The organism is Sinorhizobium sp. M4_45 (assembly GCF_002885915.1).
GTDB lineage: Bacteria > Pseudomonadota > Alphaproteobacteria > Rhizobiales > Rhizobiaceae > Sinorhizobium > Sinorhizobium meliloti_A.
This window is the reverse complement of record NZ_NWVE01000001.1, coordinates 794571-819789: the sequence shown is the minus strand read 5'-3', so window position 1 is coordinate 819789 and position 25219 is coordinate 794571. Positions and strand designations below refer to the sequence as shown.

At 62.5% G+C, this 25219-nt stretch carries 28 protein-coding genes and 1 pseudogene; 16 read left to right on the top strand and 13 right to left on the bottom strand.

Annotated features, from left to right (window positions below):
• Nucleotides 1-375, bottom strand: coding sequence for a gamma-butyrobetaine hydroxylase family protein (locus tag CN933_RS04145; RefSeq protein ID WP_026168616.1), 375 nt, complete (start codon nt 373-375; stop codon nt 1-3).
• A gap of 159 nt (nt 376-534) precedes the next feature.
• On the opposite strand from CN933_RS04145, the gene moaA reads away from it, so the two are divergent.
• The 4 genes and pseudogenes from moaA (at nt 535) to mobB (ending at nt 3399) form a co-directional block, all read left to right on the top strand.
• Nucleotides 535-1584 carry a GTP 3',8-cyclase MoaA gene (moaA, locus tag CN933_RS04140; protein WP_018095156.1) on the top strand — a complete coding sequence of 350 codons (1050 nt, stop codon included), beginning with the start codon at nt 535-537 and terminating at the stop codon, nt 1582-1584.
• Between the two features lie 256 nt (nt 1585-1840).
• Nucleotides 1841-2749 carry a DMT family transporter gene (locus CN933_RS04135; RefSeq protein ID WP_018095157.1) on the top strand — a complete coding sequence of 303 codons (909 nt, stop codon included), beginning with the start codon at nt 1841-1843 and terminating at the stop codon, nt 2747-2749.
• Between the two features lie 48 nt (nt 2750-2797).
• A pseudogene (locus CN933_RS32505) lies at nt 2798-2878 on the top strand (molybdenum cofactor guanylyltransferase MobA); the annotation flags it as partial.
• Nucleotides 2875-3399 carry a molybdopterin-guanine dinucleotide biosynthesis protein B gene (gene mobB, locus CN933_RS04130; RefSeq protein ID WP_018095159.1) on the top strand — a complete coding sequence of 175 codons (525 nt, stop codon included), beginning with the start codon at nt 2875-2877 and terminating at the stop codon, nt 3397-3399. The pseudogene CN933_RS32505 and the gene mobB, both read left to right, overlap by 4 nt.
• 109 nt (nt 3400-3508) lie before the next feature.
• Here the strand turns inward: mobB and CN933_RS04125 are convergent, their stop codons facing one another.
• Nucleotides 3509-5761: an OmpA family protein gene (locus CN933_RS04125; protein WP_018095160.1), complete on the bottom strand. Its 2253-nt coding sequence runs from the start codon at nt 5759-5761 to the stop codon at nt 3509-3511.
• A gap of 406 nt (nt 5762-6167) precedes the next feature.
• On the opposite strand from CN933_RS04125, the gene CN933_RS04120 reads away from it, so the two are divergent.
• The 4 genes from CN933_RS04120 (at nt 6168) to CN933_RS04105 (ending at nt 9220) form a co-directional block, all read left to right on the top strand.
• Nucleotides 6168-6950, top strand: coding sequence for an ABC transporter substrate-binding protein (locus CN933_RS04120; RefSeq protein WP_026168617.1), 783 nt, complete (start codon nt 6168-6170; stop codon nt 6948-6950).
• A 195-nt stretch (nt 6951-7145) separates the two neighbouring features.
• Entirely contained in the window at nt 7146-7949 is an 804-nt protein-coding gene (locus CN933_RS04115) for an ABC transporter permease (RefSeq protein ID WP_018095162.1), read from the top strand.
• Entirely contained in the window at nt 7946-8776 is an 831-nt protein-coding gene (locus CN933_RS04110) for an ABC transporter permease (protein WP_018095163.1), read from the top strand. The genes CN933_RS04115 and CN933_RS04110 overlap by 4 nt, the downstream gene beginning before the upstream one ends.
• A 177-nt stretch (nt 8777-8953) precedes the next feature.
• On the top strand, nt 8954-9220 hold the full coding sequence (locus CN933_RS04105; protein WP_026168618.1) for an usg protein: 267 nt from the start codon (nt 8954-8956) through the stop codon (nt 9218-9220).
• 28 nt (nt 9221-9248) lie between these two features.
• Here CN933_RS04105 and CN933_RS04100 read toward each other — a convergent pair whose 3' ends face one another.
• Both CN933_RS04100 and CN933_RS04095 read right to left on the bottom strand, forming a co-directional pair.
• Nucleotides 9249-9953, bottom strand: coding sequence for an SDR family oxidoreductase (locus tag CN933_RS04100; RefSeq protein WP_018095165.1), 705 nt, complete (start codon nt 9951-9953; stop codon nt 9249-9251).
• Between the two features lie 118 nt (nt 9954-10071).
• Nucleotides 10072-10797, bottom strand: a complete 726-nt coding sequence (locus CN933_RS04095) for a DUF2270 domain-containing protein (protein WP_018095166.1) — start codon at nt 10795-10797, stop codon at nt 10072-10074.
• A 286-nt stretch (nt 10798-11083) separates the two neighbouring features.
• Between CN933_RS04095 and CN933_RS04090 the strand changes: the two genes are divergently transcribed.
• From CN933_RS04090 to CN933_RS04080, 3 genes are all read left to right on the top strand, one after another.
• Nucleotides 11084-11911, top strand: coding sequence for a class I SAM-dependent methyltransferase (locus tag CN933_RS04090; RefSeq protein ID WP_018095167.1), 828 nt, complete (start codon nt 11084-11086; stop codon nt 11909-11911).
• Between the two features lie 68 nt (nt 11912-11979).
• On the top strand, nt 11980-12849 hold the full coding sequence (locus CN933_RS04085; RefSeq protein ID WP_018095168.1) for an NAD(P)-dependent oxidoreductase: 870 nt from the start codon (nt 11980-11982) through the stop codon (nt 12847-12849).
• On the top strand, nt 12846-13574 hold the full coding sequence (locus CN933_RS04080) for a DNA alkylation repair protein (RefSeq protein ID WP_018095169.1): 729 nt from the start codon (nt 12846-12848) through the stop codon (nt 13572-13574). The genes CN933_RS04085 and CN933_RS04080 overlap by 4 nt, the downstream gene beginning before the upstream one ends.
• Before the next feature lie 66 nt (nt 13575-13640).
• Here CN933_RS04080 and CN933_RS04075 read toward each other — a convergent pair whose 3' ends face one another.
• From CN933_RS04075 to CN933_RS04055, 5 genes are all read right to left on the bottom strand, one after another.
• Nucleotides 13641-14051, bottom strand: a complete 411-nt coding sequence (locus CN933_RS04075; RefSeq protein WP_018095170.1) for a type II toxin-antitoxin system VapC family toxin — start codon at nt 14049-14051, stop codon at nt 13641-13643.
• Nucleotides 14051-14323, bottom strand: coding sequence for a type II toxin-antitoxin system VapB family antitoxin (locus tag CN933_RS04070; RefSeq protein ID WP_018095171.1), 273 nt, complete (start codon nt 14321-14323; stop codon nt 14051-14053). Before CN933_RS04070 ends, CN933_RS04075 begins: the two co-directional genes overlap by 1 nt.
• A gap of 307 nt (nt 14324-14630) precedes the next feature.
• A complete protein-coding gene (locus tag CN933_RS04065; protein ID WP_003535303.1) occupies nt 14631-15119 on the bottom strand; it encodes an Lrp/AsnC family transcriptional regulator in 489 nt (162 codons plus the stop codon).
• 64 nt (nt 15120-15183) lie between these two features.
• Nucleotides 15184-15813 carry a uracil-DNA glycosylase family protein gene (locus CN933_RS04060; RefSeq protein ID WP_018095172.1) on the bottom strand — a complete coding sequence of 210 codons (630 nt, stop codon included), beginning with the start codon at nt 15811-15813 and terminating at the stop codon, nt 15184-15186.
• Entirely contained in the window at nt 15806-16525 is a 720-nt protein-coding gene (locus CN933_RS04055; protein WP_018095173.1) for a thermonuclease family protein, read from the bottom strand. The genes CN933_RS04060 and CN933_RS04055 overlap by 8 nt, the downstream gene beginning before the upstream one ends.
• A 150-nt stretch (nt 16526-16675) precedes the next feature.
• Here CN933_RS04055 and CN933_RS04050 point away from each other — a divergent pair, with 150 nt between their 5' ends.
• A complete protein-coding gene (locus CN933_RS04050; protein ID WP_018095174.1) occupies nt 16676-18211 on the top strand; it encodes a sensor histidine kinase in 1536 nt (511 codons plus the stop codon).
• 74 nt (nt 18212-18285) lie between these two features.
• Here CN933_RS04050 and CN933_RS04045 read toward each other — a convergent pair whose 3' ends face one another.
• Both CN933_RS04045 and cobT read right to left on the bottom strand, forming a co-directional pair.
• A complete protein-coding gene (locus tag CN933_RS04045) occupies nt 18286-18699 on the bottom strand; it encodes a diacylglycerol kinase (protein WP_018095175.1) in 414 nt (137 codons plus the stop codon).
• A 225-nt stretch (nt 18700-18924) separates the two neighbouring features.
• Nucleotides 18925-19941 (bottom strand): nicotinate-nucleotide--dimethylbenzimidazole phosphoribosyltransferase, encoded by a 1017-nt coding sequence (gene cobT / locus CN933_RS04040; RefSeq protein WP_018095176.1) that lies wholly within the window; start codon nt 19939-19941, stop codon nt 18925-18927.
• Nucleotides 19942-20080: 139 nt separating this feature from the next.
• On the opposite strand from cobT, the gene CN933_RS04035 reads away from it, so the two are divergent.
• Genes CN933_RS04035 through CN933_RS04025 form a run of 3 tightly spaced genes read left to right on the top strand, consistent with a single transcriptional unit; the run spans nt 20081 to nt 21835 of the window.
• The gene (locus CN933_RS04035) at nt 20081-20869 is read left to right on the top strand and encodes an adenosylcobinamide-GDP ribazoletransferase (protein WP_026168619.1); all 789 of its coding nucleotides are present in this window, start codon (nt 20081-20083) and stop codon (nt 20867-20869) included.
• A 46-nt stretch (nt 20870-20915) separates the two neighbouring features.
• Nucleotides 20916-21137 carry a DUF1289 domain-containing protein gene (locus CN933_RS04030; protein ID WP_020487477.1) on the top strand — a complete coding sequence of 74 codons (222 nt, stop codon included), beginning with the start codon at nt 20916-20918 and terminating at the stop codon, nt 21135-21137.
• On the top strand, nt 21134-21835 hold the full coding sequence (locus tag CN933_RS04025; RefSeq protein ID WP_018095179.1) for a TIGR02281 family clan AA aspartic protease: 702 nt from the start codon (nt 21134-21136) through the stop codon (nt 21833-21835). The genes CN933_RS04030 and CN933_RS04025 overlap by 4 nt, the downstream gene beginning before the upstream one ends.
• 18 nt (nt 21836-21853) lie before the next feature.
• Here the strand turns inward: CN933_RS04025 and CN933_RS04020 are convergent, their stop codons facing one another.
• Nucleotides 21854-22615, bottom strand: coding sequence for an ABC transporter permease (locus CN933_RS04020; RefSeq protein WP_003535321.1), 762 nt, complete (start codon nt 22613-22615; stop codon nt 21854-21856).
• Nucleotides 22612-23538 (bottom strand): ABC transporter ATP-binding protein, encoded by a 927-nt coding sequence (locus CN933_RS04015; RefSeq protein ID WP_018095180.1) that lies wholly within the window; start codon nt 23536-23538, stop codon nt 22612-22614. The genes CN933_RS04020 and CN933_RS04015 overlap by 4 nt, the downstream gene beginning before the upstream one ends.
• A gap of 492 nt (nt 23539-24030) precedes the next feature.
• Here CN933_RS04015 and CN933_RS04010 point away from each other — a divergent pair, with 492 nt between their 5' ends.
• The gene (locus CN933_RS04010; protein ID WP_050563106.1) at nt 24031-25146 is read left to right on the top strand and encodes an ABC transporter substrate-binding protein; all 1116 of its coding nucleotides are present in this window, start codon (nt 24031-24033) and stop codon (nt 25144-25146) included.
• Nucleotides 25147-25219 lie beyond the last annotated feature (73 nt).

The following is a 25219-nucleotide window of genomic DNA, read 5'->3' as shown; positions in this document are numbered from 1 at the left end:
TCAGCGCGGCTTTTCGGCCTTGTCGCGCGACATACCCTTGTCGGCGAGCTCCTGCTCATAGGCCTTGAACAGCTCTTCGCCTTTCTCGCCGAGCTCCCGCAGATAGGTCCAGGTATAGATGCCGGTGTCATGCGAATCGTCGAAACCGATTCGCACCGCGTAATTTCCCGTCGGCTGGACCGTGATGATCTGGACGTTGCGCTTGCCCGGAACCGTCACCCGCTGGCTCGGCCCGTGCCCTTGCACCTCTGCCGAGGGCGAGAGGACCCGCAGGAGTTCCGCGGATAGGTCGAAGGCCACGCCGTCGTCGAAGGTGACGGACAGGCGGTGGCGGTCCCTGGATATCCGCAGTTCGGTCGGCCAGAATTCGCTCATCGTCATTGCTCCGTGTTCGTCCCCGTTCAAGTAAAGCAGAATTGAACGGCCGGAAATCGCCCGCAGAAGGCTTTCCAGATATTTGAAACAGTTTGCGACAGGATGCGCCTTGACGCGACCCTTTTTGACCCCGACATTGAAAGCGCAGGGAGAAAAGACTTGAACACGGCCGCTATAGACCAGACCGACGCCAGACCGCTCGACACCACGACTGCCCCGATGGTCGATCCATTTGGCCGCGCGGTCACCTATCTCCGCGTCTCTGTCACCGATCGCTGCGACTTCCGCTGCACCTATTGCATGGCGGAGCACATGACGTTCCTGCCGAAGAAGGACCTGTTGACGCTGGAAGAACTCCAGCGGCTCTGTTCCGCCTTCATTGCCAAGGGCGTACGCAAGCTGAGGCTCACCGGCGGGGAGCCGCTGGTGCGCAAGAACATCATGTTCCTCATTCGCGAACTCGGCAAAGAGATCGAAGCGGGACGGCTGGACGAACTGACACTCACCACCAACGGCTCGCAGCTTTCGAAATTCGCCGCCGAACTCGTCGATTGCGGCGTGCGGAGGATCAATGTCTCGCTCGACACGCTCGATCCCGACAAGTTCCGCCAGATCACCCGCTGGGGCGAATTGGCAAGGGTGCACGAAGGCATCGACGCGGCGTTGGCAGCCGGATTGAAGGTGAAGATCAACGCGGTTGCCCTCAAGGACTTCAACGATGCCGAGATACCGGACCTGATGCGCTGGGCGCATGGCCGCGGCATGGATCTGACGCTGATCGAGACCATGCCGATGGGCGAAGTGGACGAGGACAGGACCGACCATTACCTGCCGCTCTCGGAGATGCGCAGGCGGCTCGAGGCCGACTTCACGCTCCATGACATTCCCTACCGCACCGGCGGCCCGGCCCGCTATGTCGAGGTCGCGGAGACCGGCGGGCGTCTCGGCCTGATTACGCCGCTCACGCACAATTTTTGCGAAAGCTGCAATCGCGTCCGGCTGACCTGCACCGGCACGCTCTATATGTGCCTCGGCCAGAACGACGCTGCCGATCTGCGCGCCGCACTGCGCGCCACCGACGACGACGCCTATCTCGGGCAGGTCATCGACGAGGCGATCGGCCGCAAGCCGAAGGGCCACGACTTCATCATCGACCGCGAACAGAACCGCCCCGCCGTCGCCCGGCACATGAGCGTCACCGGGGGATAACAGTTTTGCCCCTCATCCGCCTGCCGGCACCTTCTCCCCGCAAGCGGGGCGAAGGGACAAGCGGCAATGCCTTGCTCGGCACGAGCGCCGCGGGCGATGCGCGACATCTCATACCTCATCGGTTTTGAAGCGCTCAGATCTTTGATCTTCCGGATGTTTTTGTCCTTTAATCGGATAGGATTTAAGGGAACATGCAGTAGGGATTCGCCACGCCGGGGAGGCTCGCGCCGTTCGGCCACAGCTATCAGGAATGAGAATGCGCTCGTCAGCCAATTTCCGCGGCATCGTCTTCATGTGCCTCGCGATGATCGGGTTCGCCTGCAACGATGCGCTGGTAAAATCGGTCACCGGCGCCATGAATACCGGCCAGATCATGTTCATCCGCGGGTTGCTGACGACGCTGATGGTGGTCGTAGTCGCATACCGGTTCGGCGCCTTCCGGCCGGTTCGGACGATCTTCAGGCCGGCCATCCTGCTGCGCATCGCCATGGAGGCGCTTGCATCGGTGACCTATATCTCCGCGCTTGGCCAGATCCCGCTCGCCAACGCTTCGGCGATCATGCAGGCACTTCCGCTGGCGGTCACGCTCGGCGCCGCGCTGTTCCTCGGCGAGCCCGTCGGCTGGCGGCGGTGGGCGGCGATCGTCGTCGGCTTCGCCGGCGTCCTCATCGTGTTGCGCCCCGGTCCCGAGGGCTTCACCGCGGCGGCCCTCACCGTCGTCGCCTGCGTCTTTTTCACTGCGACACGAGACCTCTGCACCCGCCGCATCGGCACCGACGTGCCGTCGCTGTACATCACGGTGACGACCTCACTCGTGACGACGCTGGTCGGTGCGGCCCTCATCGTCCCGCTCGGCGGCTGGCAACCGATGTCTACGACGTCGCTCAGCCATATCGCCGGCGCCAGTGTGCTTCTGATGCTCGGTTACCAGACGATCGTACTCGCGATGCGCGAAGGCGAGATCTCCGTGATTGCGCCATTTCGCTATATGAGTCTTCTCTGGTCGATCACCCTCGGAGTCGTCTTCTTCGCAGAGACGCCGGACCGCTGGATGCTGGCGGGCGTCGCCATCATCATCGGTTCCGGCCTTTATACGTTCTACCGCGAGAGCAAGCGCGGCCGGCGGGCGGTCGCGCAGCGCGCACTCGGCGGCCCCCTTGAATAGCCGAGGACGTTCTCGATGCCAGGCGGCCCCTCCCATGCCACCTTCCCTCCGGCAGTCAACATCAACACGCCCGAAGAGCTTCAGCGGGCTGAGGCCTGGTTGCCCTATATCGAGGATCACGAACCATGAACGACCCCTTGCGCCCACCGAAGATTTTCGGCATCGCCGGCTGGAAGAATTCCGGGAAGACCGGCCTGATGGTCCGCCTTGTCAGTGAAATGACCCGCCGCGGCTACATGGTCTCCACGATCAAGCACGCGCATCACGACTTCGACATCGACAAAGTCGGCGCGGACAGCTACCGCCATCGCGAGGCCGGCGCGCACGAGGTAACTATCGTTTCGTCGACGCGCTTCGCGATCATGCATGAATTGCGTGGGGCGCCGGAGCCCACATTCGAAGAGATCTTGTCCCGGCTTGCCCCTTGCGACCTGGTACTGATCGAAGGGTACAAGCGCGAGCCTGTCCCGAAAATCGAGGCGCGCCGCCAGGAATCGGCCAATCGCGAACCGCTCGCACCCAACGATCCGCATATCATGGCCATCGCTGCCGATCATCCGGTCGCGGACGCCGGCCTCCCCGTATTCGACCTGGACGACACGCAGGCGATCGCAGATTTCGTCGAGAAGGTCATCGGACTGCGTGACTGAGGTCGAGCGGACGGCATCAATCCAAGCGCACAGGCGGCTTGCAGAACCCACAAATAATCGGGGCCGGTTTCCCGGCCCCGACCGATGTCAGTTCGCACGCCTCGTTGACCTACCGCTGCGCTACAGGACGCACCAGCGGCGTCACGCGGCGAATGGTGACGCGGCGGTTCTCCTGCTCCGGCCCGTTCGTGCGGATTTTGAGGAACCGCTCGCCATAGCCCTGGGTGACGAGGTTTTCGGCCGGGATGCCGTAGACCTCGGTCAGGAGCACTGCGACGGACTCGGCACGCTCGTCGGAAAGTACGAGGTTGGACTGGTCGGCGCCAACGGCATCCGTGTGACCCTCGATGAAGAAGGTTTCACCCGGATCCTTCTCCAGGATCTTGTTCATTGCCTCCGCGACATTGCGCATGGTTTTCGCCTGCGACATCGATACCTCGGCGCTTCCCGTCGCGAAGGTGATGGTGTCGAGATCGATTCGGCGAACCTTGTCGCGCAGGCGTGCGGAGTGACGCACCTCATCGATGGTGTAGACGCGTTCGACCGACTCGACCGGGGGTTCGGACAGGAACTCGTAGTAATCCCGGTCCGGATCCTCGGCGACATCGACGATATATTCGTCCACCGGTATCGTCAGACGCATCGGTGGCAGGTCATAACCCACGTCTATGATGGCGGGTCGGTCTTCTTCGTATTCCGGCGCGTACATCATGACGTATTCCTCGCCGTCACGATCGACGCGCGTGCGCGTCAGGATGTCTCCGTACTCGTTGTAGATGGTGACGATCCGATAGCCGCCCGGGCGGACGATCGTTTCACGGACGCGACCTCGCGAGAGATTTTCATAATAGCTCTCTTCCGAATTCCTGCGCAGGCGCGGCCGGTCGTCGCCGCGCACGAAGATGCGATCGCCGACCCCGAGGATGACACGGTCCTCGTTTTCTTCGACGACCCTCACCTCCGTGACGTTGTTCTCGGTGGTGTTGTTGACGGTCGTGTTGTTGACCGTTGTGTTGTTTATGACCGTGCTGTTGATGATGTTGGTCGTCTGCGGCACCGCAAAGGTCGGCGCCTCCTCAACCCGCTCGCCCTCTTCGCTGAGCGCAGCCTCGATCTTTTGAGGAATTTCTTCCCTGGCTTCGGCCGGGATCGCAGCCTGGGCCGCTGCATCGTCGGCCGGCGGTTCTACGCTCTCTTGAGTCGCACGCAATTCCTCGCGCTGCTTCCGCCGGGTTTCTCGCGCCTGGTTGCCGCCGGAAATGTCGGCATCCTTGTCGCTGTCGAGGACAGCCGCGCCTTTCTCGACAGGCAGGACGACGGTCTCGTCGGAGGCTGCGGGGTCCTCCGCGATTTTCTGCTTTTCTTCCGTCGAGCGCTCATCGACGACTTCGGGAGCCGGCTGGCCGGCGGGCTGCTCACCCTGCTGTTCAGCGGTTGCGGGTTGTTCGGCGCCGGGAATCGACTGCTGCTCGCTCTCGCCAGTCTGCTCGGCCGGCGCCTCCGTCGCGGGCTGTTCGGCGGTGGTGCCGCTCTCAGGTTCGGCGGTCGGCTGCTCGGCGGCCTTCTGTTCTTCCGTCTGCCGCTGCTCCTCGGCCTGTTGCTGGCGTCTCTTACGCGTAGGCTCCTGTTCCTCGGCCTGCTGCGGCGCGCCCTCCTCGGCTGCGGGCTGCTGCTCTTCCGCCTGCTGCTGGCGCTTCTCGCCCGCAGGGGCCTCTTCTTCGGCCTGCTGGGGGGCACCCTCCTCGGCCGCAGGCTTCTGCTCTTCGGCCTGCTGCTGGCGCTTCTTGCGCTTGGGGGCCTCTTCTTCGGCCTGCTGCGGAGCGCTCTCTTCGGCTGCAGGCTGTTCTTCCGCCTGCTGCTGGCGCTTCTTGCGCCGGGGAGCCTCTTCTTCGGCCTGCTGCGGAGCGCTCTCTTCGGCTGCGGGCTGCTCTTCCGCCTGCTGCTGGCGTTTCTTGCGCCGGGGAGCCTCTTCTTCGGCCTGCTGCGGAGCGCTCTCTTCGGCTGCGGGCTGCTCTTCCGCCTGCTGCTGGCGCTTCTTGCGGCGGGGAGCCTCTTCTTCGGCCTGCTGCGGAGCGCTCTCTTCGGCTGCCGGCTGTTCTTCGGCCTGCTGCTGGCGCTTCCTGCGCGGTTTCTGCTGCTCCTCGGCCTGCGGCTGCTCCTCCGCCTGCCCCTGCGATTCCTCCTCGGCCTGACGCTGCTTGCGCTTCAGCAACAGCAGATCCTCGGGCGACTGTTGGCCCTCTCCTTCCTGAGCGACTTCGAACGGAGCAGTCAGGCTGTCAGCGAAGGCCGGCTGGATCATCAGGGACGCCGAAAGAACGGGCAAGGCCACTGTTGCGAAAAGTCTGGATCGTATCGACATTTTTTTCTTCCTCTTGTTCGGAGGTCCTGACGCTGGTGTGCAAACGCGACTCCAATCGCCTCGCCCACCATGGCGCCCTCGTCACAGGGCCATGATCCGCGGTCCCGGCCATTTTTGCCTCGGCCGAAATGCCGTAGCCGCAACGCCGCAACTGCGGATCGGTTCCGCTGCAAGGCCTATCGAAGGCGACATTAACCGCTCCTGAACGGCCCGTTCATCTTCTCGCGCAACTTCTGCGGCAATCGAAGGACATGATTCGCGTCGAACAGTGGGAAGCAAAGCTTTCCAGTTGATTTTTGCAGGAAATCCGTACGAATATCGCCGCAACCGGCGGCTTGAAGCTCCGGCGCCAATTGGCATCCGCGAAACAAGAAGAACCGGATGCCGAGCCAACAGAGAGGACATCATGCGTATTTCCAGACGTCTGGCAGCCACCGTATCGGCTGCCGTTTTCGTGCTTATGGCCGGCGCTGCCATGGCGGAGGGCGAGAAGATCGTGATCGGTACCGAAGGCGCCTACCCGCCCTTCAACAATCTCGAGTCCGACGGCACGCTGACCGGCTTCGACATCGATATCGCCAAGGCGCTTTGCGAAGAGATGAAGGCCGATTGCACCTTCGTGACCCAGGAATGGGACGGCGCCATTCCGGCGCTGATCGCCAAGAAATTCGACGCGTTCATCGCGTCCATGTCGATCACCGAGGAACGCAAGGAAAAGGTCGACTTCACCAACAAGTACTACAACACGCCTCCGGCCATCGCGGTGCCGAAAGATTCGCCGATCACCGAGGCGACGGCAGCAGCCCTCTCCGGCAAAATGCTGGGCGCACAGAGTTCGACCACGCACTCCAACTATGCGGAAGCGCATATGAAAGATTCGGAACTGAAGCTTTACCCGACCGCGGATGAATACAAGCTCGACCTCGCCAACGGCCGCATCGACGCGGCCATCGACGACGTCGTGGTGCTTTCGGAATGGCTCAAGACGGACGATGGCGCCTGCTGCAAGCTGCTTGGTACCCTGCCGATCGATCCGGTCATCAATGGCGAAGGCGCAGGTATCGCGCTCCGCAAGGGCGACAACGCTCTGCGGGAGAAGTTCAACAAGGCGATCGACGCCATCCGCGCGAACGGCAAGTACAAGGAAATCAACGAGAAGTACTTCCCCTTCGACGTCTACGGCAGCTAATCTCGGCGAATCCTGCACATCTTGAGGCTTTATGCCGGGATAATCTCGGTTGATGAAGAAAATGCAACGGCGGACGGGCTTGCCCTTCCGCCGTTTTTGTTTGACAAGGAATCACGAAAATAAGCGTCTAGCGCGCGGCGCGGCTGAAGAACAAAAACGCGGTAGACGCCAGAATACGCAACGGGAACTATTGGCATGAGCGGACTGTTTGCCGCCCTTTCCTCCGGTCTCTCCTGGATCGGCGCGATCATCGATCCGCTATGCGGTCCTCTCGGGGTATTTCGGTGGTTCGGATCGGATACCCTTCTCGCGTGCGGCGACGCAGGCTGGGGCGATGAAATCGCCTATGGATTCCTCGTCACCGCCAGCCTGGCGATCGCGACCCTTCCAGTGGGATTGATCATCGGCTTCTTCGTTGCGCTCGCCAAGCAATCCGAGGAAAAATCCCTGCGGCTGGCCGGCAACATCTATACGACGATTTTCCGAGGCCTGCCGGAGCTCCTTACGCTCTTCATCGTATATTACGGCCTGCAGATCCTCGCCCAGCAGTTCCTGGCGACGATCGGTTATACGGGCGCCGTCGAGATCAGCGCCTTCGTTGCGGGGATGATCGCTCTGGGCGTGGTCTTTTCGGCCTATTGTTCCGAAGTGCTGCTTTCTGCCTTCAAGGCGATTCCCCACGGGCAGTACGAGGCCGGTGACGCGCTCGGCCTGCACCGGGGCAAGACGATGCGCCTCATCATTCTGCCTCAGCTCATCCGCATCGCGCTGCCCGGGCTCGGCAATCTCTGGATGGCGCTGCTCAAGGACACCGCCCTCGTCTCGGTCATCGGGCTGCCGGATATCCTGCGCCAGACCGGCGTTGCGGCCCGGGTGACCAAGCACGCTTTCGAATTCTTCGGCATCGCCTGCGTTCTGTTCCTCGTCCTGGCAATGATCTCCTCGGTCGTATTCTCGGCGCTCGAGCGCTCCACCAAGCGCGCGGAGGCACGCCGATGAGCATTGCCGAAACCATGATCCCGCCGCAGGCGCCCCCGCCGGCGCCGCCGAAGCCCTACACTTTCTCGCGCTTTTTCGGCAGCGTGGCGCTCGGCATCTGGCTGGCGCTCGGTGTCGGAATTTTCCTGACGGTCGTCAACGGCTGGGACCCCGAGAAATTCTCTCGCTATGGGCCGAGCTTCCTTTCCGGTCTTGGGGTGACACTGACACTCGTCACCTCCTCCATCCTCATGGGCGCTGTCGTTTCGCTGCCCGTGGCGCTCGGGCGCATGTCGAAGAACAGATTATGGGGCTGGCTTGCCTACGCCTATGTCTACTTCTTCCGCGGGACGCCGCTCATCACCCAGCTCTTCCTCATCTATTACGGGCTCGGCAGCTTCCGTCCGCAGCTCGAATCCGCGGGACTGTGGTGGTTCTTCCGCGATGCCTGGAACTGTGCGCTGTTCACCTTCACGCTGAACACCGCCGCCTATCAGGCGGAAATCCTGCGCGGCGCCATCGAAAGCGTGCCGCGCGGCCAGCGCGAGGGGGCGGCCGCGCTCGGCCTGCCGGAGCGCGTAGCCTTCTTCAAGGTCATTCTGCCTCAGGCGATGATCGTTGCGCTGCGCCCCTACGGCAACGAAATCATCCTGATGATCAAGGGCTCGGCAATCGTGGCGATCGTCACGGTCTTCGACCTCATGGGTGAGACTCGTCGCGCCTTTTCCCGGACCTTCGACTACCAAATGTATATCTGGGCCGCGATCCTCTATCTGCTGATGGTGGAATTGCTGCGCAACATCTGGGGCTGGCTGGAAGCCCGCCTGACCCGCCATCTAAAGCGCTGAACGCGCCTCGGGCCGCAGGCCGGACTCCGGTGGCCAGCTTGGCAGCACTCGCCGCCATTTGCTGCCAACCGATTGTTTTTGTAGGTGCTTTCTCGCTTTACTCACCTACATTAAGGCTTGATTAAGCAATTAAGCGCTCCATCATAGAGACCAACCTTTGTGAAAAGTGAGGTCCGCATGACGAACGACATGGAACTGCAGCTCAAGGGTTACGGGCTGACGACGGCTCAGATACTTTATCGGATGCCCGACCACCCGGCTTTCCTGCAGACATACATCTGGCAACACTACGACATCGCGCCGGACTTTCCGGAAATGCATAGCTTCCTCAAATTCTGGCAGGAGAAGCTGGACGGGCCGCTGCATTCGGTACGCTATGTGCACCGAAAGCTGATTTCGGCCTCCGAATGGCGGGCTCTCCAGGGAGAGTTTATCGTCCATTAGGCTCCGGCGCACGTCGTTGTCGGATGTGTCAGACGGATCGGGTGATGCCGCCGTCGATCCGGATGTTCTGGCCGGTGATATAGCCTCCGCGATCGCTTGCGAGCAGCGCGATCAACTCGGCCACCTCCTCCGATGCGCCGTAACGTCCCATCGGAATCCGCTGACGCCGTTCCTCCGTTTCGGGCAGACTGTCGATAAAGCCGGGCAGAACATTGTTCATGCGGACATTGTCGGCGGCATACCGATCGGCGAAGAGCTTGGTGAAAGCCGCAAGCCCGGAACGGAAGACCCCCGACGTCGGAAACAAGGGGTCGGGTTCGAAGGCGGCGTAGGTGGAAATATTGACGATGCTGCCGGATTTCTGCTCCACCATGATCGGCGTCACCAGCCGGGTTGGCCGCACGACGTTGAGAAAATAGACATCCATACCCCGGTGCCATTCCTCGTCGGTGAGTTCGAGCACCGGAGCCCGCGGGCCATGCCCGGCCGAATTGATCAGCGCGTCCACGCGCCCCCAGGCATCATAGGCTGCGTCGACGAGCCGCTTCAGATCGTCGTTCGACTGGTTCGATCCGGTAACGCCGATTCCGCCGAGTTCCTTGGCGAGCGCCTCGCCCTTGCCGGACGAAGACAGGACGGCAACCCTGTAACCCTCTGCCGCCATCCTCCTTGCCGCCTCGGCCCCCATGCCGGAACCGCCGGCCGTGACGATCGCCACCTTCTGTTCGCTCATCTTGTGCTCCTTTTGGCATGACCGAGAGAAGCGCAGTTGAAGCAGGCCTGCGCGCCCGCATCAACTGAGAATTTCTGAAGGCGGGATCAGCAATGCGGCGCAGCGGTGCACGCAGGTCTCAGACATGGACCTCGCCATGCGCCAATTCGCCGGCGCCTGTCGCCCTGTGGAGCGAACCGTAGAGCACGACCGCATAGAAGAGCGCGACGCCGATCGCCACGGCAAGGCCAGGCACGGGACCAAGAGCGGCGTTCTCGGCAACATCGGCCCAGGAACGGACATGGCCGAAAGGCTCTCCCGTGCTCGAAATCTTCGGCGAGGAAATCTTCAGCGCCCATGCCAGGAGCAGGATCAGGTACATCCAGCAATAATTGCGCTGTAACCGCCGGCAGAGGGCCTCCCTGTAGCCCATCAGGAAAGCCGGCTGGCGCAGGCTCTTGGCGATCGACACCGACCATTTGAAGCTCGGCGTGCCTTCAGGGCACAAGATTTGCGCGAAGTAGCCGCGTTCCATCTGGCGCACGCGGGCGCGATAGACGTCGAAGAAACGGTAACGCCGCGCTTCGATCAGCAGCAACAGGCTGATGAGCAGCATGGCAAAGAGAAGAACACCGTGATGGGACGACGGCGTCGAGAGCGAGACCGAAAGCATCGCCGCGACCACGGTGATCGCCCAGTTCGATGTTCGGTCTATGCGGTCCCGCCAACCGGCCATCCGCCCGATTTCGCCGCGATAATAGTGGATGATCGCGTTGATCGTCTCCTGCGGTGTCTGCGGCAGAGGCGGCGTTTGCCGCTCCGGCATCTCCGTTTCCAATGTCAACGGGCTCAATTCGGCAGACATCGGCATTCCTCCCGATTTTTCATTCTTTTAGGAATGATGACTCCTTTTCGATCAAGGTTAAATGGCGCGCGTCCCCGACCTGCTCAAAATCTTTACCGCAGGCGAATGTTCCCGTCGCCGCCTCGGCGGAACCTCTCCTCGGGCCGTGAGGTGGTATAATCCCGCGTCGACGGAAACCGTCGCCGTTCCGCCAAAGAACAGGTTATTATCGAGCTGAACCGGCCAGTGACAGGGACGGCCGCGACCGGCGATTGTCAAAGGCCGCCGGGGGTCGTATGAAGCGCCCATGACGCAGAAAATCAAGAAGATCGACGAGGAGGCCCTCGCAGAGGCCTATAACCGAGCGCTTGCCTTGGAGAAGTCCGGGCATTTCGACGCGGCGGCCGCCGCCTATCGGGAAGTCCTGGAAATCGACCCGGAGGACCACGGCGGCGCCGCCGTTCGGCTTGCATCGATGGGGCGCGGCGAGACGCCGCTCAAGGCTTCGGACGCCTATGTGGCAACACTCTTCGATCAGCACGCCGACGTCTTCGACAATGTTCTCGTCGACCAGCTCCACTATTGCGTGCCACTGCTCGTGCGCCAGCGGCTTCAGGCGCTCGGGCTCGGACCGTTCAAGCGGATCCTCGATCTCGGCTGCGGCACCGGGCTGACCGGAGGCGCGCTTCGCGACATGGCGGAAGACATAACCGGCGTAGACCTTTCGGAAAACATGGTTGAGATCGCCCATGAGAAGGATCTCTACGAGACGCTCTATGTCGCAGAGGCGGTCGATTTCCTCGACGACAATGACGACGAACCCTTCGACCTGATCGCCGCAACCGACGTCCTGCCCTATATCGGCGCCTTGGAGCCGCTGTTCTTCGGCGCAGTCGACAATCTGGTGCCGGGCGGGCTCCTGATTTTCTCGAGCGAGAGCCTGCCGGGCGGGACCCCGGCGGGACAAGGCTTCGCCGTCGGACCGCACCAGCGCTTCGCCCACTCGGAAACCTACCTGCGCGAGCGCCTGGCGGCGACCGGGTTCGAGATCGTCGACATCACCGACATCACGGTGCGCATGGAGGAAGGCGAGCCGATTGCCGGCCAATTGGTGACCGCCCGCTTCAAACCCTGATTGCAGGCTGCTGCGGCCGCGGCTATCGTCGGCCGCAAACACGCCATCGATAAGGGAGTCTCAAGGAAATGGCCAAAGTCGCATTCATCGGTCTCGGCGTCATGGGGTATCCGATGGCCGGTCATCTCAAGGCCCGCGGCGGGCACGATGTCACGGTCTATAACCGGACTGCAGCCAAGGCGGAGCAATGGGCAGCGGCATTCGGCGGCCGGACCGCCGCAACGCCGGCCGAAGCGGCCAAGGGCCAGGATTTCGTCTTCGCCTGCGTCGGCAATGACGACGACCTCCGCTCCGTCACGACGGGAGAGAACGGCGCCTTCGAAACGATGGCAGCCGGGTCGATCTTCATCGACAACACCACGGCATCGGCCGCGGTTGCCCGCGAGCTCTACGCGGCGGCGGCGGCGAAGGGTGCGCATTTCATCGACGCGCCCGTCTCCGGCGGGCAGGCCGGAGCGGAAAACGGCGTGCTCACCGTCATGTGCGGGGGCGATGCGGGGGCTTTCGACAAGGCCAGGCCCGTCATCGACGCCTATGCCCGGATGGTCGGCTTGATGGGCCCCGCCGGCGCCGGCCAGCTGACCAAAATGATCAATCAGATCTGTATCGCTGGCCTCGTCCAGGGGCTCGCAGAGGGAATCCACTTCGGCAAGAAAGCAGGGCTCGACATCGAGAAGGTGATCGAGGTCATCTCCAAGGGAGCGGCCGGTTCCTGGCAGATGGAAAATCGCCACAAGACCATGAACGAAGGCAAATATGACTTCGGCTTCGCGGTCGACTGGATGCGCAAGGATCTGGACATCGTCCTTGCCGAGGCCAGGCGCAACGGCGCCAAGCTCCCGGTGACCGCCCTCGTCGACCAGTTCTACGGCGACATCCAGGCGGTCGGCGGCAATCGCTGGGATACGTCTTCCCTGCTCGCCCGGCTCGAAAAATGACGCCGGCCCCGGCGTCGACGGCGGAAGAGATCATCGAATATCTCCGCGCCCTCGGCTCGGACGAAAACATCGCCGGCATGGCGCGCTTCGGCATTGCGACCGAAACCGCCCTGGGCGTTTCGAACGTTGAGCTTCGTCGCGTCGCGCGCACGGTAAAGACCGACCATGCCCGTGCGCTCGACCTCTGGACCTCCGGCATCCGCGAAGCACGCCTGCTGGCAGCGTTCACCGCGGACCCGAAGGCGCTGACGCTCGCTGAAGCGCGGCAATGGGCGAATGCCTGCGACTCCTGGGAAGTGGTCGATGCCGTTGCCGACCTCTTCGTCGGAGCGCGCCTCGAGCAAGTGCTCATTCCTGAATTCGCCGCCGATGAGCGGGAATTCGTCCGCCGCCTGGCCTTCGCGATGATCGCAACAGCCGCCGTGCATCTCAAGAAGGAGCCTGATTCGACGCTGCTTGCCTGGCTGCCGCTGATCGAGACTCACGCCGCCGACGAGCGCAACTTCGTGAAGAAGTCGGTGAATTGGGCACTCAGGCAGATCGGCAAGCGCAGCCCCGCCTGCCACGGACCGGCCCTGGCGCTCGCGCAAAAGCTCGCGGCGAGCACGGACCGTACGGCACGATGGACGGGCAAGGACGCGTTGCGCGAACTGACGAACAGCAGGGTCCGCCAGCGGCTTTCCAGCGGCTCGCGAATGGTTTCTCAAGTCAAGCCCGAGTTTTAACCGAGCCTGACAAACCTCGTTCTTCGAGGCCTCGCCATTCTTCATCTCCACCCGGACTCTCTGCGTCTAGCGCGCCAGTCCAGATTGAACGTCGGTCAGCGCGAAATCGTCGCCAACGTAGAGAAGAGGAGCGGAATGCCGTTTGGCCAGGGCATAGGCGAAGCAATCGCCGAAGTTCAGGCCGCCGCGCGTGCCGAATCCCTTGCCGTAATCCAGACGCGCCCTCATGGCGGCACGAGCAAGGTTATCGTCTATGGGCGCAACCGCTATGCCGAAGTCGGACAGAAACGCGTCGAGATCGGCAATCGCCTCATGCCGGTCTCCATCCTTGATCCTGCCGGCCATGACAGTACCGGCTTCGACATAGTTCACAGCCGATATGAGGCGCAGGGCCTCTGTCTGAAGAGCGGCCATGCAGTCAGGCGCTTCCGCCTCCTCGAACATGATCGCGATGATGGCGGACGCGTCCACGACCATCAACGGTGAACACCGAGTTCTTCAGCCGTATCGCCAACCGCTTCATCCCATTCCTGCTTCGTGACCGGACGGCGATCGTAGCGGCCGGCGCGCTCGCGGACGAAGGCCTTCATGCGCGCAACATAGTCGGCCTGCGCCTCCCGCTCGGCACGCAGCCGTTCCAGCCGCTCGCGCATGGCCTGCGTGATGGCGTCGGTCATGGTTTCGCCGGTCAGGCGAGACAACTCCCGCGCCAGCCGGTCGGCTTCCTCTGTCTTGATGCTCAAGGCCATGGCAACCACCTATCTAGATTTGCAATCTAGATAGCATTTCCGACCCGATGTTTCAACGGAAAGGGTCGAAATCCCGGCCGCTACTAATCGTCATCACCGGTTGAATGGCCTCTATGGCGGCACGCAGTCGTCAAACCTGCCCGTGGATGGCGGGTGGAGAGGTTCGCGCCGGAGAAAGGGTAGCGGGAGCCGTACCGAACCATCGAGATCGGCATTGCACGCGGCTGGGCAGCCGCATGTCTTGAGGACCTATCGCAGCATCCCTCCGCGTCATACCCGGCTTGAGCGAGGATAACGACCCGGTCTTCTAGTCCTCGCTCGACTTCGCCTGGTCGATGACCATGTAATCGAGCGGCAGCTGCGTCGTATACTTGATCTGCTCCATTGCGAAGGCCGAGGAAACGTCGCGGATCTCGATCTTGGCGATCAGACGCTTGTAGAAGGCATCATAGGCGGCGATATCCGGCACGACCACGCGCAGGAGATAATCCACGTCGCCGCTCATGCGATAGAATTCCACCACTTCCGGAAAATCCGCCACGACTTCGGAGAACCGCCGCAGCCACTCCATCGAATGCGAATTGGTGCGCACGGAAACGAATACGGTGACCTTGGTGTTGACTTTCACCGGATCGAGAAGCGCGACACGGCGGCGGATCACGCCTTCCTCTTCCATCTTCTGGATGCGCCGCCAGCACGGCGTGGTGGAAAGCCCGACCTTCTTGGCGAGGTCGGCTACAGCCAAGGTCGAGTCTTCCTGCAAAAGCCGCAGGATCTTGCGGTCTAGGCGATCCATGGAAAATCCTCTCGAATATTTTTCCCTCTATAGCGCGGTAATCGTGAAAATAAAGAAAATTGTTTCACGTCGTCAGCGCCCTCACCCGTTCACGCAGGAAGGGCAGCAACTCGGCCTCAAACCAGGGATGACGCCGGAGCCAGCCGGTATTGCGCCAGCTCGGATGCGGCAGCGGCAATACGGAGACGCCGGAATTGCGTCTCGCGTAGCGTTGCCAGTTGCGCACGGTCTCCGTCATGGATTTGGGACAGTCCCTTCCGAGATGCCAGCGCTGCGCATAATGACCGACCGCAAGCACCAGCTCGATCTGCGGCATCGCGTCCATCGCCTTCTGCCGCCACAGCGGCGCGCATTCGCTTCTCGGCGGCAGGTCGCTGCCGTGGCTGTCGTAGCCCGGGAAACAGAAACCCATCGGCACGATGGCGAAATTTTGCGGATCGTAGAATGCCGCCCGGTCCACCGACAGCCATTGCCGCAGCCGATCGCCAGAGGCATCGTTGAAGGGAAGGCCGCTTTCATGGACCCGCAATCCGGGTGCCTGCCCGGCGATCAGAATCCGCGCCGACGCGGAAAGCACCGCCACCGGCCTCGGCTCGTGCGGCAGCCGGTGGTCTTCGCCGCGCGCCGGCTCGTCACGGCACCGGCGACAGATCGAGATCGCCGCCCTCAACGCCTGCAGCCGCTCCTCAGTCACCGCCGATCCTCGCCATGATCGCGCTCGAATACTCCTGAAGCCATTGAATAATGGCCTCCAGCCAGTCACCCGCCCGGTGCGGGGTCTCCTCTGCACCGCCGTTCGAACGCCGCCATTCCTGCGGCCTGACGAAATCGCCGCCCCAGAGCCCTCGCCGGCCTGTTCGCGCCGCTTTCTCTTCCTCACGGTAGAGTCCATAGCTGACCGCATGACCGGAGAGGACCATTTCTCTTCCGAGGTCGGTCCCGCCAGCCGCGCAGACACCGAGTTCCCGACCATAGCGATCGTGGCCATGGAGCCGGCAGACGGTCGTTGTTCCCGCGATGAGAGCAATCAACCGTTGCCGCGCCTGGGCGCCGCAGTCCCACGCGGTTTCCCCGCGTCGACACATCTGGCCGATCTCCGGGGCATCGATGCCTTCGATGCGTATGCGGCGTCCGTCGAGCCGCAGACTATCGCCATCGCTCGCCGACGCCGAGCCGCGCAACTCGCCGGTCACGGGCCGTTCCGAGGGCGGCAGCTGCGCGGCTATGTAGGCGCCGATACCGAGAAGGATCAGGAAAATCCAACCGCCGGCCATGCCGCCGCTGCCGGACGGCCTCTTTCGCCGCTCGGGAAACCCGGAGCGACCAAATCCAAAGCGCCTTCCGGAAGAGCCCGGGCTGGCGCCGCTGCCGCCGACGATCCGGAATCTGCGGTCTTGCGACTTCACGCCCCGCGCCTCCTCGTGTTGTTCTTCCTGCCCATCCCGGCCTCGAAAACCGCAATCGCGCCACAATGGTTGCCGAATCCTTCATGGGGGCAGCAACTTCTTAAGGATTGCATCCTAGAGTGCAAGCTGAACCCAATCCTGACCAGAAGCATGAGCATCGCCGCCAGCACATCGACCGACAAGATCATCGTGGACAAGTCGCGGAGCCATCGAAACAAGGCTGTTTCGAAGACCGTTCGCGCGACGCGTCAGCGGCTGCAGACCGGTTCCTCGGCACCGTCCGGCTTCGAACGGGAAATGCTCCTGCTACACATCGAGTCCGTGCTCCACGGCGCGATGGCCCTGCCCCTCCTCGTAATCCTGATCGCCGCCAGCGGCATCTACCTCTCGGGCGACCCGCATTTTCTCGCCTGGGCCTTGTTGGCGCTTTCCGCGCATGCGGTCACCATCTTTCTCGCGCGGAAGGCCAAACGCGAGGATGTGGTCGCCGAAAAAGTGTCCGTCTGGCGCCGCCGCTTCCTCGCCGGCCAGATGCTGACCGGCCTGTGCTGGGCGATCTTCACGCTTTCGGATTGTGCGTCCTGCGGCGAGATCGCTTCCAGTCTGTTCGAGGGAACGGTGCTCTTCATTGCCCTTGCGGTCACCGCCATGGGCACTTTTCTGCTGCGGAACGCCCTCTATTACACGTTTCTGCCTGTCCTGGCCGCGCTCGGCTTCTCCTCACTCACGACCGGCGACGCGGTCGATATCGGCCTCACGGGCATCCTGGCGCTCTCGCTTGTCTTCCTGGCGTTCATGACCGACAGGATGAACCGCGCCAACGTACATATCCTTTCGGTACAGTCCGAGAAGGACGATCTCATCGCCGAACTCGAGGTGGCGAAGTCCATGTCGGACGAGGCTCGCCGCCGCGCCGAAGAGGCGAATCTCGCAAAATCCCGTTTCCTGGCCTCGATGTCGCACGAGCTGCGCACGCCGCTCAATGCCATCCTCGGCTTCTCGGAGGTCATGTCGACAGAGGTGCTCGGACCCCTCGCCAACCCGACCTACAAGGAATACACGCTGGACATCCATCGCTCCGGCGAGCACCTCTTGAATCTCATCAACGAAATTCTCGATCTTTCGCGTATCGAAGCCGGCAAGTACGAGCTCAGCGAGGATGCGGTAAACCTGGCGGAGATCGTCGAGGATTGCATCGGCATGGTTCAGCTCCGTGCGCGCGGCAAGAACATAACCATGGCCCATCAGTTCGAACAGGCGATGCCGTCCGTCTGGGCGGACGAAAAAGCCATGCGCCAGGTGACCCTCAACCTCCTTTCGAATGCCGTCAAGTTCACCCCGTCGGGCGGTGAGGTCAGCGTAAAGGTCGGCTGGACCGCCGGCGGCGGGCAATATCTTTCGATCAGAGACAACGGCCCCGGCATTCCGGAAGAGGAGATCCCGATCGTCCTATCCGCCTTCGGCCAGGGTTCGATCGCCATCAAGAGCGCCGAACAGGGCACCGGCCTCGGTCTGCCGATCGTCCAGGCGATCCTCGCCAAGCATGGCGGTCAGTTCATCCTGCGCTCGAAACTCCGGGAAGGTACCGAGGCGATCGCTATCCTGCCGCCGCGTCGCGTTCTGCAGAGCTTGCCCCCGGTCGAGGACGTCCCGTCCCTCACCCGCCGGAGAAGGAGCTTCGCGTAAACGCTTGCCGGGCGTCCTCCACTTCCGCATTCCTGTGCCTGTCACGGAAATGAGGGTGGTGCCGGCGTCGCGGATCAGCCCAGGAAGCGAGCGAGGAATATCACGTACAGCGCATAGGCCGCATTGGCGAGAATGAGGCAAAGGCACGCGAACGAGCCGAGATCCTTTGCGTTCCTGCCCATCTCCGAGATCTCCGGCGAGACGCGGTCGACGATTTCCTCGATCGCGGTGTTGATCGCCTCGAAGGCCATCATCAGCAGAAACAGGATTGCCATCGCGACATACTGGAACAGGTTCGCGCCGACGATCGCGAACGCGACCATCGCGACGGCGAAGGCGATGAGTTCGTGCCGAAAGGCCGCCTCGCCGATCAGGCGCTTCGCACCGCCGAAGGAATAGCTGGCCGCCGCGAAAAGATGCCGGAAACCACGATGCTTCTGAACGGGCGCGGTGGCGCCGTTGCGGGAGGTAGTGTTCTTGACGTCCATTTCGTCTCGCAGGTTGGGAGGGGGCACAGCTTCGACGTTCCTATTGAGGCGAATCAAAGGCGGCGGCAATGCCGCATTGAGGCCACCCGAACCGAATGACCCGGTTTATCCCCGATATGCGAGAAGCCGCCCCGCATCAATAGCTGCACGGCACGAGCATAGCACGCATGACGGCCGATCGACAGCAAGCACCAAGGCGTGCTGAAGCGCGTGGGCTGGCCTGCCCTACTCCTTGTTGCTTACGCCAGCCTGCGCGAAGGTCGCCATGCCGCTGTGGCAGGCAGCCGCCGCCTTGACGATGCCTGCTGCAAGAGCCGCACCCGTGCCTTCGCCAAGCCGCATGCCGAGAGCCAGGAGCGGTGTCTTGCCGAGTTTCTCGATCGCCCGCATGTGACCGGGCTCGCTTGATACATGGCCGATCAGGCAATGGTCGAGCGCCGCCGGGTTGGCGGCCTTGAGGATCGCCGCGGCCGCGGTCGCGACGTAGCCGTCGATGATGACGGGCACCTTCTGCATCCGCGCCGCGAGAATTGCACCCGCCATCGCCGCGATCTCGCGGCCGCCGAGCCGCCGCATGACTTCGAGCGGATCGGACAAGTGATCGCGGTGCAGCGCAACGGCCTTTTCGACGGCAGCGATCTTGCGCGCGAGCACCTCGCCTTCCGAACCGGTGCCGGGACCGACCCATTCCTCTGCCGTGCCGCCATAGAGGCCGAGATTGATGGCGGCCGCGATCGTCGTGTTGCCGATGCCCATTTCGCCGATGCACAGCAGATCCGTGCCTCCGGCAATCGCTTCCATGCCGAAAGCCATGGTGGCGGCGCAGTCGCGCTCGGAGAGAGCCGGTTCCTCGGTGATATCTCCGGTCGGATAGTCGAGCGCCAGATCGAAGACTTTGAGGCCGAGATCGTGCGCTACGCAGATCTGGTTGATGGCAGCACCGCCGGCGGCGAAGTTCTCGACCATCTGCGCCGTCACCGAAGCGGGAAAGGGCGTCACCCCCTGCCGGGTCACGCCGTGATTGCCGGCGAAGATCGCGACGAGCGGCCGGTTGACCGCCGGCGGACGTCCCGTCCAGGCGGCAAGCCAGAAGGCGATTTCCTCGAGGCGCCCGAGAGCGCCGGGGGGCTTCGTCAATTGCCCGTCCCGCTCGCGCGCCGCAACGAGTGCCGCCGTATCCGGCCCCGGCAGGTTGCGCAGTAGTTCGCGGAAATCATCAAACGGCAGGCCGCTGGCGCTCATGGATCATCCTTGCAACGTGAAACTCGTTCGGGGCTCGTCATAGAGCGTGATGCCGCCCGCGGCAACGGCATTTGCGCCATTTGCCGTCGTCTCGCATGATCCCGCGGGACGCCGGGCGATTCGGGATGCGGGAGACGAGATGGCAGATATTCGCGAGCTCTGGGACGACGTCGCACGGTCGGTTGCCTTTTTGAGCCGCATTCCCGTGCCGGATCGATATTTCCGCGGCTATGACGGCGGGCTCGGCCGCGCCGTGCGCGCCTTCCCTCTTGCGGGTATCCTGATCGCCCTTCCTGCCGCCGTGATAGCGGTCCTTCTGGGCGCGCTACACGCGAGCTCGCTCTTCAACGCCTCCCTCGTCGTCGCGGTGCAGGCGATGGTCACCGGCGCCCTGCATGAGGACGGCCTTGGGGATACGGCCGATGGTTTCGGCGGCGGGCGCGATCGGGAAAACGCCCTGGAGATCATGAAGGACAGTCGGATCGGTACCTATGGCGCGGTTGCCCTCATTCTTTCCTTCGGCCTTCGCGTCTCGGCCCTGGCCGCCTTCCTGCCGCTGCTGACGCCGATAGGCGGCGGAATTGCGCTGCTTGCGACCGCCGCGCTGAGCCGCGCCGCGATGGTCTGGCACTGGTCCCGCCTCCCGCCTGCCCGCCGCGGCGGGGTCGCCGCCTCGGCCGGTTTACCCGAGCCGCAGGCGACATCGGTTGCGCTCGGTTCGGGCGTGCTCCTCGCGCTTGTGCTGTTTTTCCTGGCCGACGTCCCGACCGTCGCCGTCCTGCTTTCGCTCGCTGCCTTCGGGCTTGCGGTGCCAGGCTTCACCCGGATCGCCTTACGCAAGGTCGGCGGCCATACCGGCGACACCATCGGCGCCACCCAGCAACTGACGGAGATCGCCGTTCTGGGCGCTCTTGCACTGGCCATCTGAAAAGCCGATATATTTTCGAACGAAACAGCAGAGCATCGTCCCGATCATGGAATCTCCCTGCATTCTCGTCTGCACGATCGACGATAGGACCGGTTACTGTTTCGGCTGCGGGCGCACACGTCAGGAGATCGGCGCCTGGACGCTCTACACCGATACCGAACGGCACACGATCATGCAGGCCTTGCCGGCGCGACTGGAAACGGTCGAGCGCAAACCGCGGCGGGAGACGCGCCGGTCGCGCATGGCGCGAGAACAAAACGGCTCATGAGCAGACTGATCGTCCTCCTCGCAATACTCGGCATCGGCCTCGTGCTGCTGATCATCAATCACGATTCCGGCCGAACGTTCGGCATGAACAACGACGATTTCGGACAGCTCGTAGCCCTCGGCGCGCTGGCGACGCTTTTCGCCGCCGGTATCGTCAGAAGCCGCCGAACGCTGGGCGAAGGCCTGACACAGATCGCGATCTGGCTGCTGATCGCGTTCGTCCTCGTTGCGCTCTATGTCTACCGCTTCGACCTTCAGTCCGTCGGCGACCGGGTGCTGGCAGGACTTATGCCCGGCAGGGCCATGGTCATCACCGACAGCGAGGGTCAGCAGGAGGTGGTGCTTCACAAGCGGATCGACGGCCACTTTGCCGCCGATGCGACCGTCAACGGGCGTGAGGTCAGCATGCTTGTGGACACCGGCGCGAGCAGTATCGTGCTCACCCATGAGGACGCGGCGAGGGTCGGTCTCGACGTCGCCGATCTCGGCTACACCATCACTGTCATGACCGCCAACGGACCGGCGCTTGCGGCACCTGTCATCCTGCCGGAGATCGCGATCGGACCGATCCGGCGGACGAATATCCGCGCCATGGTCGCGGCCGAGGGGCGGCTGGACAGCAGCCTGCTCGGAATGAGCTTCCTCTCGACCCTCGACTTCCTGCAGATGCGCAGCGACGAGCTCCGGCTCAGGGACTGAGCCCCCGCCGCTCCAGCCTCAGTTGCGCAGCTTGTACCCGGTCCGGAATATCCATGTCAGTGCGGACATGCAGAGGGCGAGAAAGACGAGAATGATTGCCGCGCTGGCGAGCGGATTTACGTCCGATATCTCGAAGAAGCTCCAGCGGAAGCCGCTGATCAGATAAAGGACCGGGTTGAAGTGGCTTACTGCCCGCCAGAATGGCGGCAGCATGTCGATCGAATAGAAGCTGCCGCCGAGGAAGACGAGCGGCGGGACCACCAGCATCGGAATGAGGTTGAGCTGCTCGAAATCCTTCGCCCAGATGCCGATCAGGAAACCGAACAGGCTGAAGGTCACCGCCGTCAGAACGAAAAAGAAAAGCATCACGAAGGGATGGGCGATGCTGAGATCGACGAACAGCGAGGCCGTGACGAGGATGATCGTGCCGATCATCATCCCCTTTGTCGCCGCTGCTCCCACATAACCGAGCACAATCTCCAGCATGGATATCGGTGACGACAGCACCTCATAGATCGTGCCGGTGAATTTCGGAAAATAGATCCCGAATGAGCCGTTGCCGATGCACTGCGTCAGAAGCGTCAGCATCATCAACCCGGGCGTGATGAAGGCACCGTAGGAAATCCCGTCGATTTCCTGGATGCGTCCACCGATGGCGGCTCCGAAAACGATAAAATAGAGCGAAGTGGAGATGACGGGCGACACGACGCTTTGCAGAAGCGTGCGGCGTGTGCGTGCCATTTCGAAGAAATAGATGGATTTGACTGCTTCTATGTTCATCGCCCCGCCTCCACGATCTCAACGAAAATATCCTCGAGCGAACTCTGCCTGGTGGAAATGTCCCGGAGCCTGATGCCCGCCTCGGCCAGCGCCGCGAGCAGCGACGTGATGCCCGTCCGATCAGCGCTCGTGTCGTATTCATAGATCAGGCGTTCGCCGTCGCCCTCCAGCAACAAATTGTAGGAGGCAAGAGAATCGGGAACCCGCTCCAGAGGTTGGGCCAGATCGACGCGCAGCTGCTTGCGTCCGAGTTTCGTCATCAACGCATTCTTGTCTTCGACGAGCAGTATCTCGCCGCTGTTGATCACCGCGATCCGGTCGGCGATCTCCTCCGCTTCCTCGATGTAGTGGGTCGTGAGGATGATCGTCACGCCCGAAGCGCGCAGCCGCTGGACGACCTCCCACATGCTCTTTCGCAGGCTGACGTCGACACCGGCCGTCGGCTCGTCGAGGAAAAGAACGCGCGGCTCGTGCGAGAGCGCCTTGGCGATCAGAACGCGCCGCTTCATGCCCCCGGAAAGCTCGCGCAGGGTGCTGTCCTTCTTGTTCCAGAGCGAGAGGTCTTTCAGTACCTTTTCGATATGCGCCGGATCCGGCTTCCTGCCGTGAAGCCCGCGCGAGAAGGAAACGGTGTTCCACACCGTCTCGAAAGCGTCGGTCGTCAGTTCCTGCGGCACAAGGCCTATCATCGCCCGTGTCTGGCGGAAGTCGCGCACGACGTCGTTGCCGCCGACGGTAACCTGGCCGCCCGTCGCATTGACAATACCGCAGACGATCGAGATGAGCGTCGTCTTGCCGGCGCCGTTCGGACCGAGGAGGGCAAGAATTTCGCCCTCTTCGATATCGAGGCTGACGTCCTTCAAGGCCTGAAACCCCGAGGCATAGGTCTTCGACAGATTGGAGATGGAAACGATTGGCGCCATGGAACATATCCGGGAAGAGGTGCAAAGACGGCAGGGTGCTGCTCTATATGGGCCGATTCACATGGATTTGCAGCCCGTCCAAGCCAAATTTACGTTGACGCTCCGTCAAGGGCGCCGCTCCGCTTAGCGACTGCTGCCCGTGCGCCAGTAGAATCTCTTGGAGTGCGGACACCAGCCGTGCCGCCTTTCCTCGGCGAGCCGATAGAAATCTTTCTCGCGTCGCGCCGCGTCGTAACGATGCCGAACAATCTCGAGCGCTGCCTAATCTTGATTGCTGTCATCAAGATATGTATGCGATGCAAAAGCGTGCATGAGGGCCCGCCGCCCGAACAATGGTCTCTCTCGCCGGCGCGATCGATTTCGGCCACGAGATAGACCGAACGGGTCGGCGCTCTGTCTGCGGGACAGGCCGCGTCAATCATTCGAGGGAGGAGAATTGTCGTGAGGAGAAAACTTTCGGTGCTTTGCGCCGCAATCGCCTTTCTGGTCCTGATGGTTCCGGCCGTTGCGTTCACCGGGGAGCGGACAGAGGCGGAGAAGCCTGCACCGATCACGGTCACCGATATCGCCGGCCGCGAGGTGACGGTAAATACGCCGGTCAGGCGCGTACTGCTTGGTGAGGGGCGGCAACTCTACCTTGTTGCGTCGCTCGAGCCGGAAGATCCCTTGGCTCGCGTCGTCGCATGGCGCGACGATCTGATCGAGGCCGATCCGGCGACATACAGGCAGTACCTCGAAGCCTTTCCCAGATTGGCGGAGCTTCCGGCATTTCCTGGAAAGGAAAACGGTCTGATCGACATAGAATCGACAATCGTCCTGAAACCCGACGTGGTCCTGCTCAATCTCGAGGCCATGCGTGCGAACGAAGATGCCAAATATATCGAGAAGCTCGCGGAGCTCCAGATCCCGGTCCTCTATATCGATTTCCGCCATCATCCGCTGAAGAACACCGAGCCTACCATCCGTCTGCTCGGGAAGATCATGGAGCGCGAGGAGCGCGCGGAAGAGATCATCGCATTCCGCCGTGAAGCGATGGCACGAGTGACCGACGTCATCGGCACGTCCAAGCCCGAGCGCCCGAGGGTGTTCATCGAGAGGATCGGCGGCTATGCCGACGATTGCTGCCTTACCTTCGGGGCCGAAAACTTCGGCAAGTATGTCGAACTCGCCGGCGGCCTCAATATCGGCAGCGACATTCTTCCTTCCACGTTCGGACAGCTCAATCCGGAGCAGGTGATCGCCGCCAATCCCGAACATGTCGTCGTTACCAGCGCCGACTGGGAAGCCTACGTGCCGGGCGGGCACTGGATCCCCCTGGGACCCGGCGCGGATGAGACGGTGAGCCGGCAGAAGCTCGAATGGTTCACCAGCCGCAGCGCCTACACCGACATCGCAGCCCAGAAGACCCGGACCTTCCACGGCATCTGGCACCAGTTCTACAACAGCCCCTATGAGTTCTTCGCCGTCCAGCAACTGGCGAAATGGCTCCACCCGGAACTCTTTGCCAGCCTCGATCCGGACGCGACATTTGCCGAGTATCACCGGCGTTTTCTGCCCATCCCCTATCGTCCCGGCTATGCCGTCAGCCTCGTCGACAGCACTGACTGATCGGCCCAGCCTGGTGATTCAAGCGCGTGAGGCTCTCCACGGAGTGTCTCGCCTTCGCTTTTCTACGTTCGTG

Excerpts from the sequence above, each read along its gene's own strand:
- CN933_RS04145 (WP_026168616.1), bottom strand. The coding sequence starts at position 375 with ATGAGCGAATTCTGGCCGACCGAACTGCGGATATCCAGGGACCGCCAC.
- CN933_RS04135 (WP_018095157.1), top strand. The coding sequence starts at position 1,841 with ATGCGCTCGTCAGCCAATTTCCGCGGCATCGTCTTCATGTGCCTCGCG.
- mobB (WP_018095159.1), top strand. The coding sequence starts at position 2,875 with ATGAACGACCCCTTGCGCCCACCGAAGATTTTCGGCATCGCCGGCTGG.
- CN933_RS04125 (WP_018095160.1), bottom strand. The coding sequence starts at position 5,761 with ATGTCGATACGATCCAGACTTTTCGCAACAGTGGCCTTGCCCGTTCTT.
- CN933_RS04120 (WP_026168617.1), top strand. The coding sequence starts at position 6,168 with ATGCGTATTTCCAGACGTCTGGCAGCCACCGTATCGGCTGCCGTTTTC.
- CN933_RS04115 (WP_018095162.1), top strand. The coding sequence starts at position 7,146 with ATGAGCGGACTGTTTGCCGCCCTTTCCTCCGGTCTCTCCTGGATCGGC.
- CN933_RS04110 (WP_018095163.1), top strand. The coding sequence starts at position 7,946 with ATGAGCATTGCCGAAACCATGATCCCGCCGCAGGCGCCCCCGCCGGCG.
- CN933_RS04105 (WP_026168618.1), top strand. The coding sequence starts at position 8,954 with ATGACGAACGACATGGAACTGCAGCTCAAGGGTTACGGGCTGACGACG.
- CN933_RS04100 (WP_018095165.1), bottom strand. The coding sequence starts at position 9,953 with ATGAGCGAACAGAAGGTGGCGATCGTCACGGCCGGCGGTTCCGGCATG.
- CN933_RS04095 (WP_018095166.1), bottom strand. The coding sequence starts at position 10,797 with ATGTCTGCCGAATTGAGCCCGTTGACATTGGAAACGGAGATGCCGGAG.
- CN933_RS04090 (WP_018095167.1), top strand. The coding sequence starts at position 11,084 with ATGACGCAGAAAATCAAGAAGATCGACGAGGAGGCCCTCGCAGAGGCC.
- CN933_RS04085 (WP_018095168.1), top strand. The coding sequence starts at position 11,980 with ATGGCCAAAGTCGCATTCATCGGTCTCGGCGTCATGGGGTATCCGATG.
- CN933_RS04080 (WP_018095169.1), top strand. The coding sequence starts at position 12,846 with ATGACGCCGGCCCCGGCGTCGACGGCGGAAGAGATCATCGAATATCTC.
- CN933_RS04075 (WP_018095170.1), bottom strand. The coding sequence starts at position 14,051 with ATGGTCGTGGACGCGTCCGCCATCATCGCGATCATGTTCGAGGAGGCG.
- CN933_RS04070 (WP_018095171.1), bottom strand. The coding sequence starts at position 14,323 with ATGGCCTTGAGCATCAAGACAGAGGAAGCCGACCGGCTGGCGCGGGAG.
- CN933_RS04065 (WP_003535303.1), bottom strand. The coding sequence starts at position 15,119 with ATGGATCGCCTAGACCGCAAGATCCTGCGGCTTTTGCAGGAAGACTCG.
- CN933_RS04050 (WP_018095174.1), top strand. The coding sequence starts at position 16,676 with ATGAGCATCGCCGCCAGCACATCGACCGACAAGATCATCGTGGACAAG.
- CN933_RS04045 (WP_018095175.1), bottom strand. The coding sequence starts at position 18,699 with ATGGACGTCAAGAACACTACCTCCCGCAACGGCGCCACCGCGCCCGTT.
- cobT (WP_018095176.1), bottom strand. The coding sequence starts at position 19,941 with ATGAGCGCCAGCGGCCTGCCGTTTGATGATTTCCGCGAACTACTGCGC.
- CN933_RS04035 (WP_026168619.1), top strand. The coding sequence starts at position 20,081 with ATGGCAGATATTCGCGAGCTCTGGGACGACGTCGCACGGTCGGTTGCC.
- CN933_RS04030 (WP_020487477.1), top strand. The coding sequence starts at position 20,916 with ATGGAATCTCCCTGCATTCTCGTCTGCACGATCGACGATAGGACCGGT.
- CN933_RS04025 (WP_018095179.1), top strand. The coding sequence starts at position 21,134 with ATGAGCAGACTGATCGTCCTCCTCGCAATACTCGGCATCGGCCTCGTG.
- CN933_RS04020 (WP_003535321.1), bottom strand. The coding sequence starts at position 22,615 with ATGAACATAGAAGCAGTCAAATCCATCTATTTCTTCGAAATGGCACGC.
- CN933_RS04015 (WP_018095180.1), bottom strand. The coding sequence starts at position 23,538 with ATGGCGCCAATCGTTTCCATCTCCAATCTGTCGAAGACCTATGCCTCG.
- CN933_RS04010 (WP_050563106.1), top strand. The coding sequence starts at position 24,031 with ATGGTTCCGGCCGTTGCGTTCACCGGGGAGCGGACAGAGGCGGAGAAG.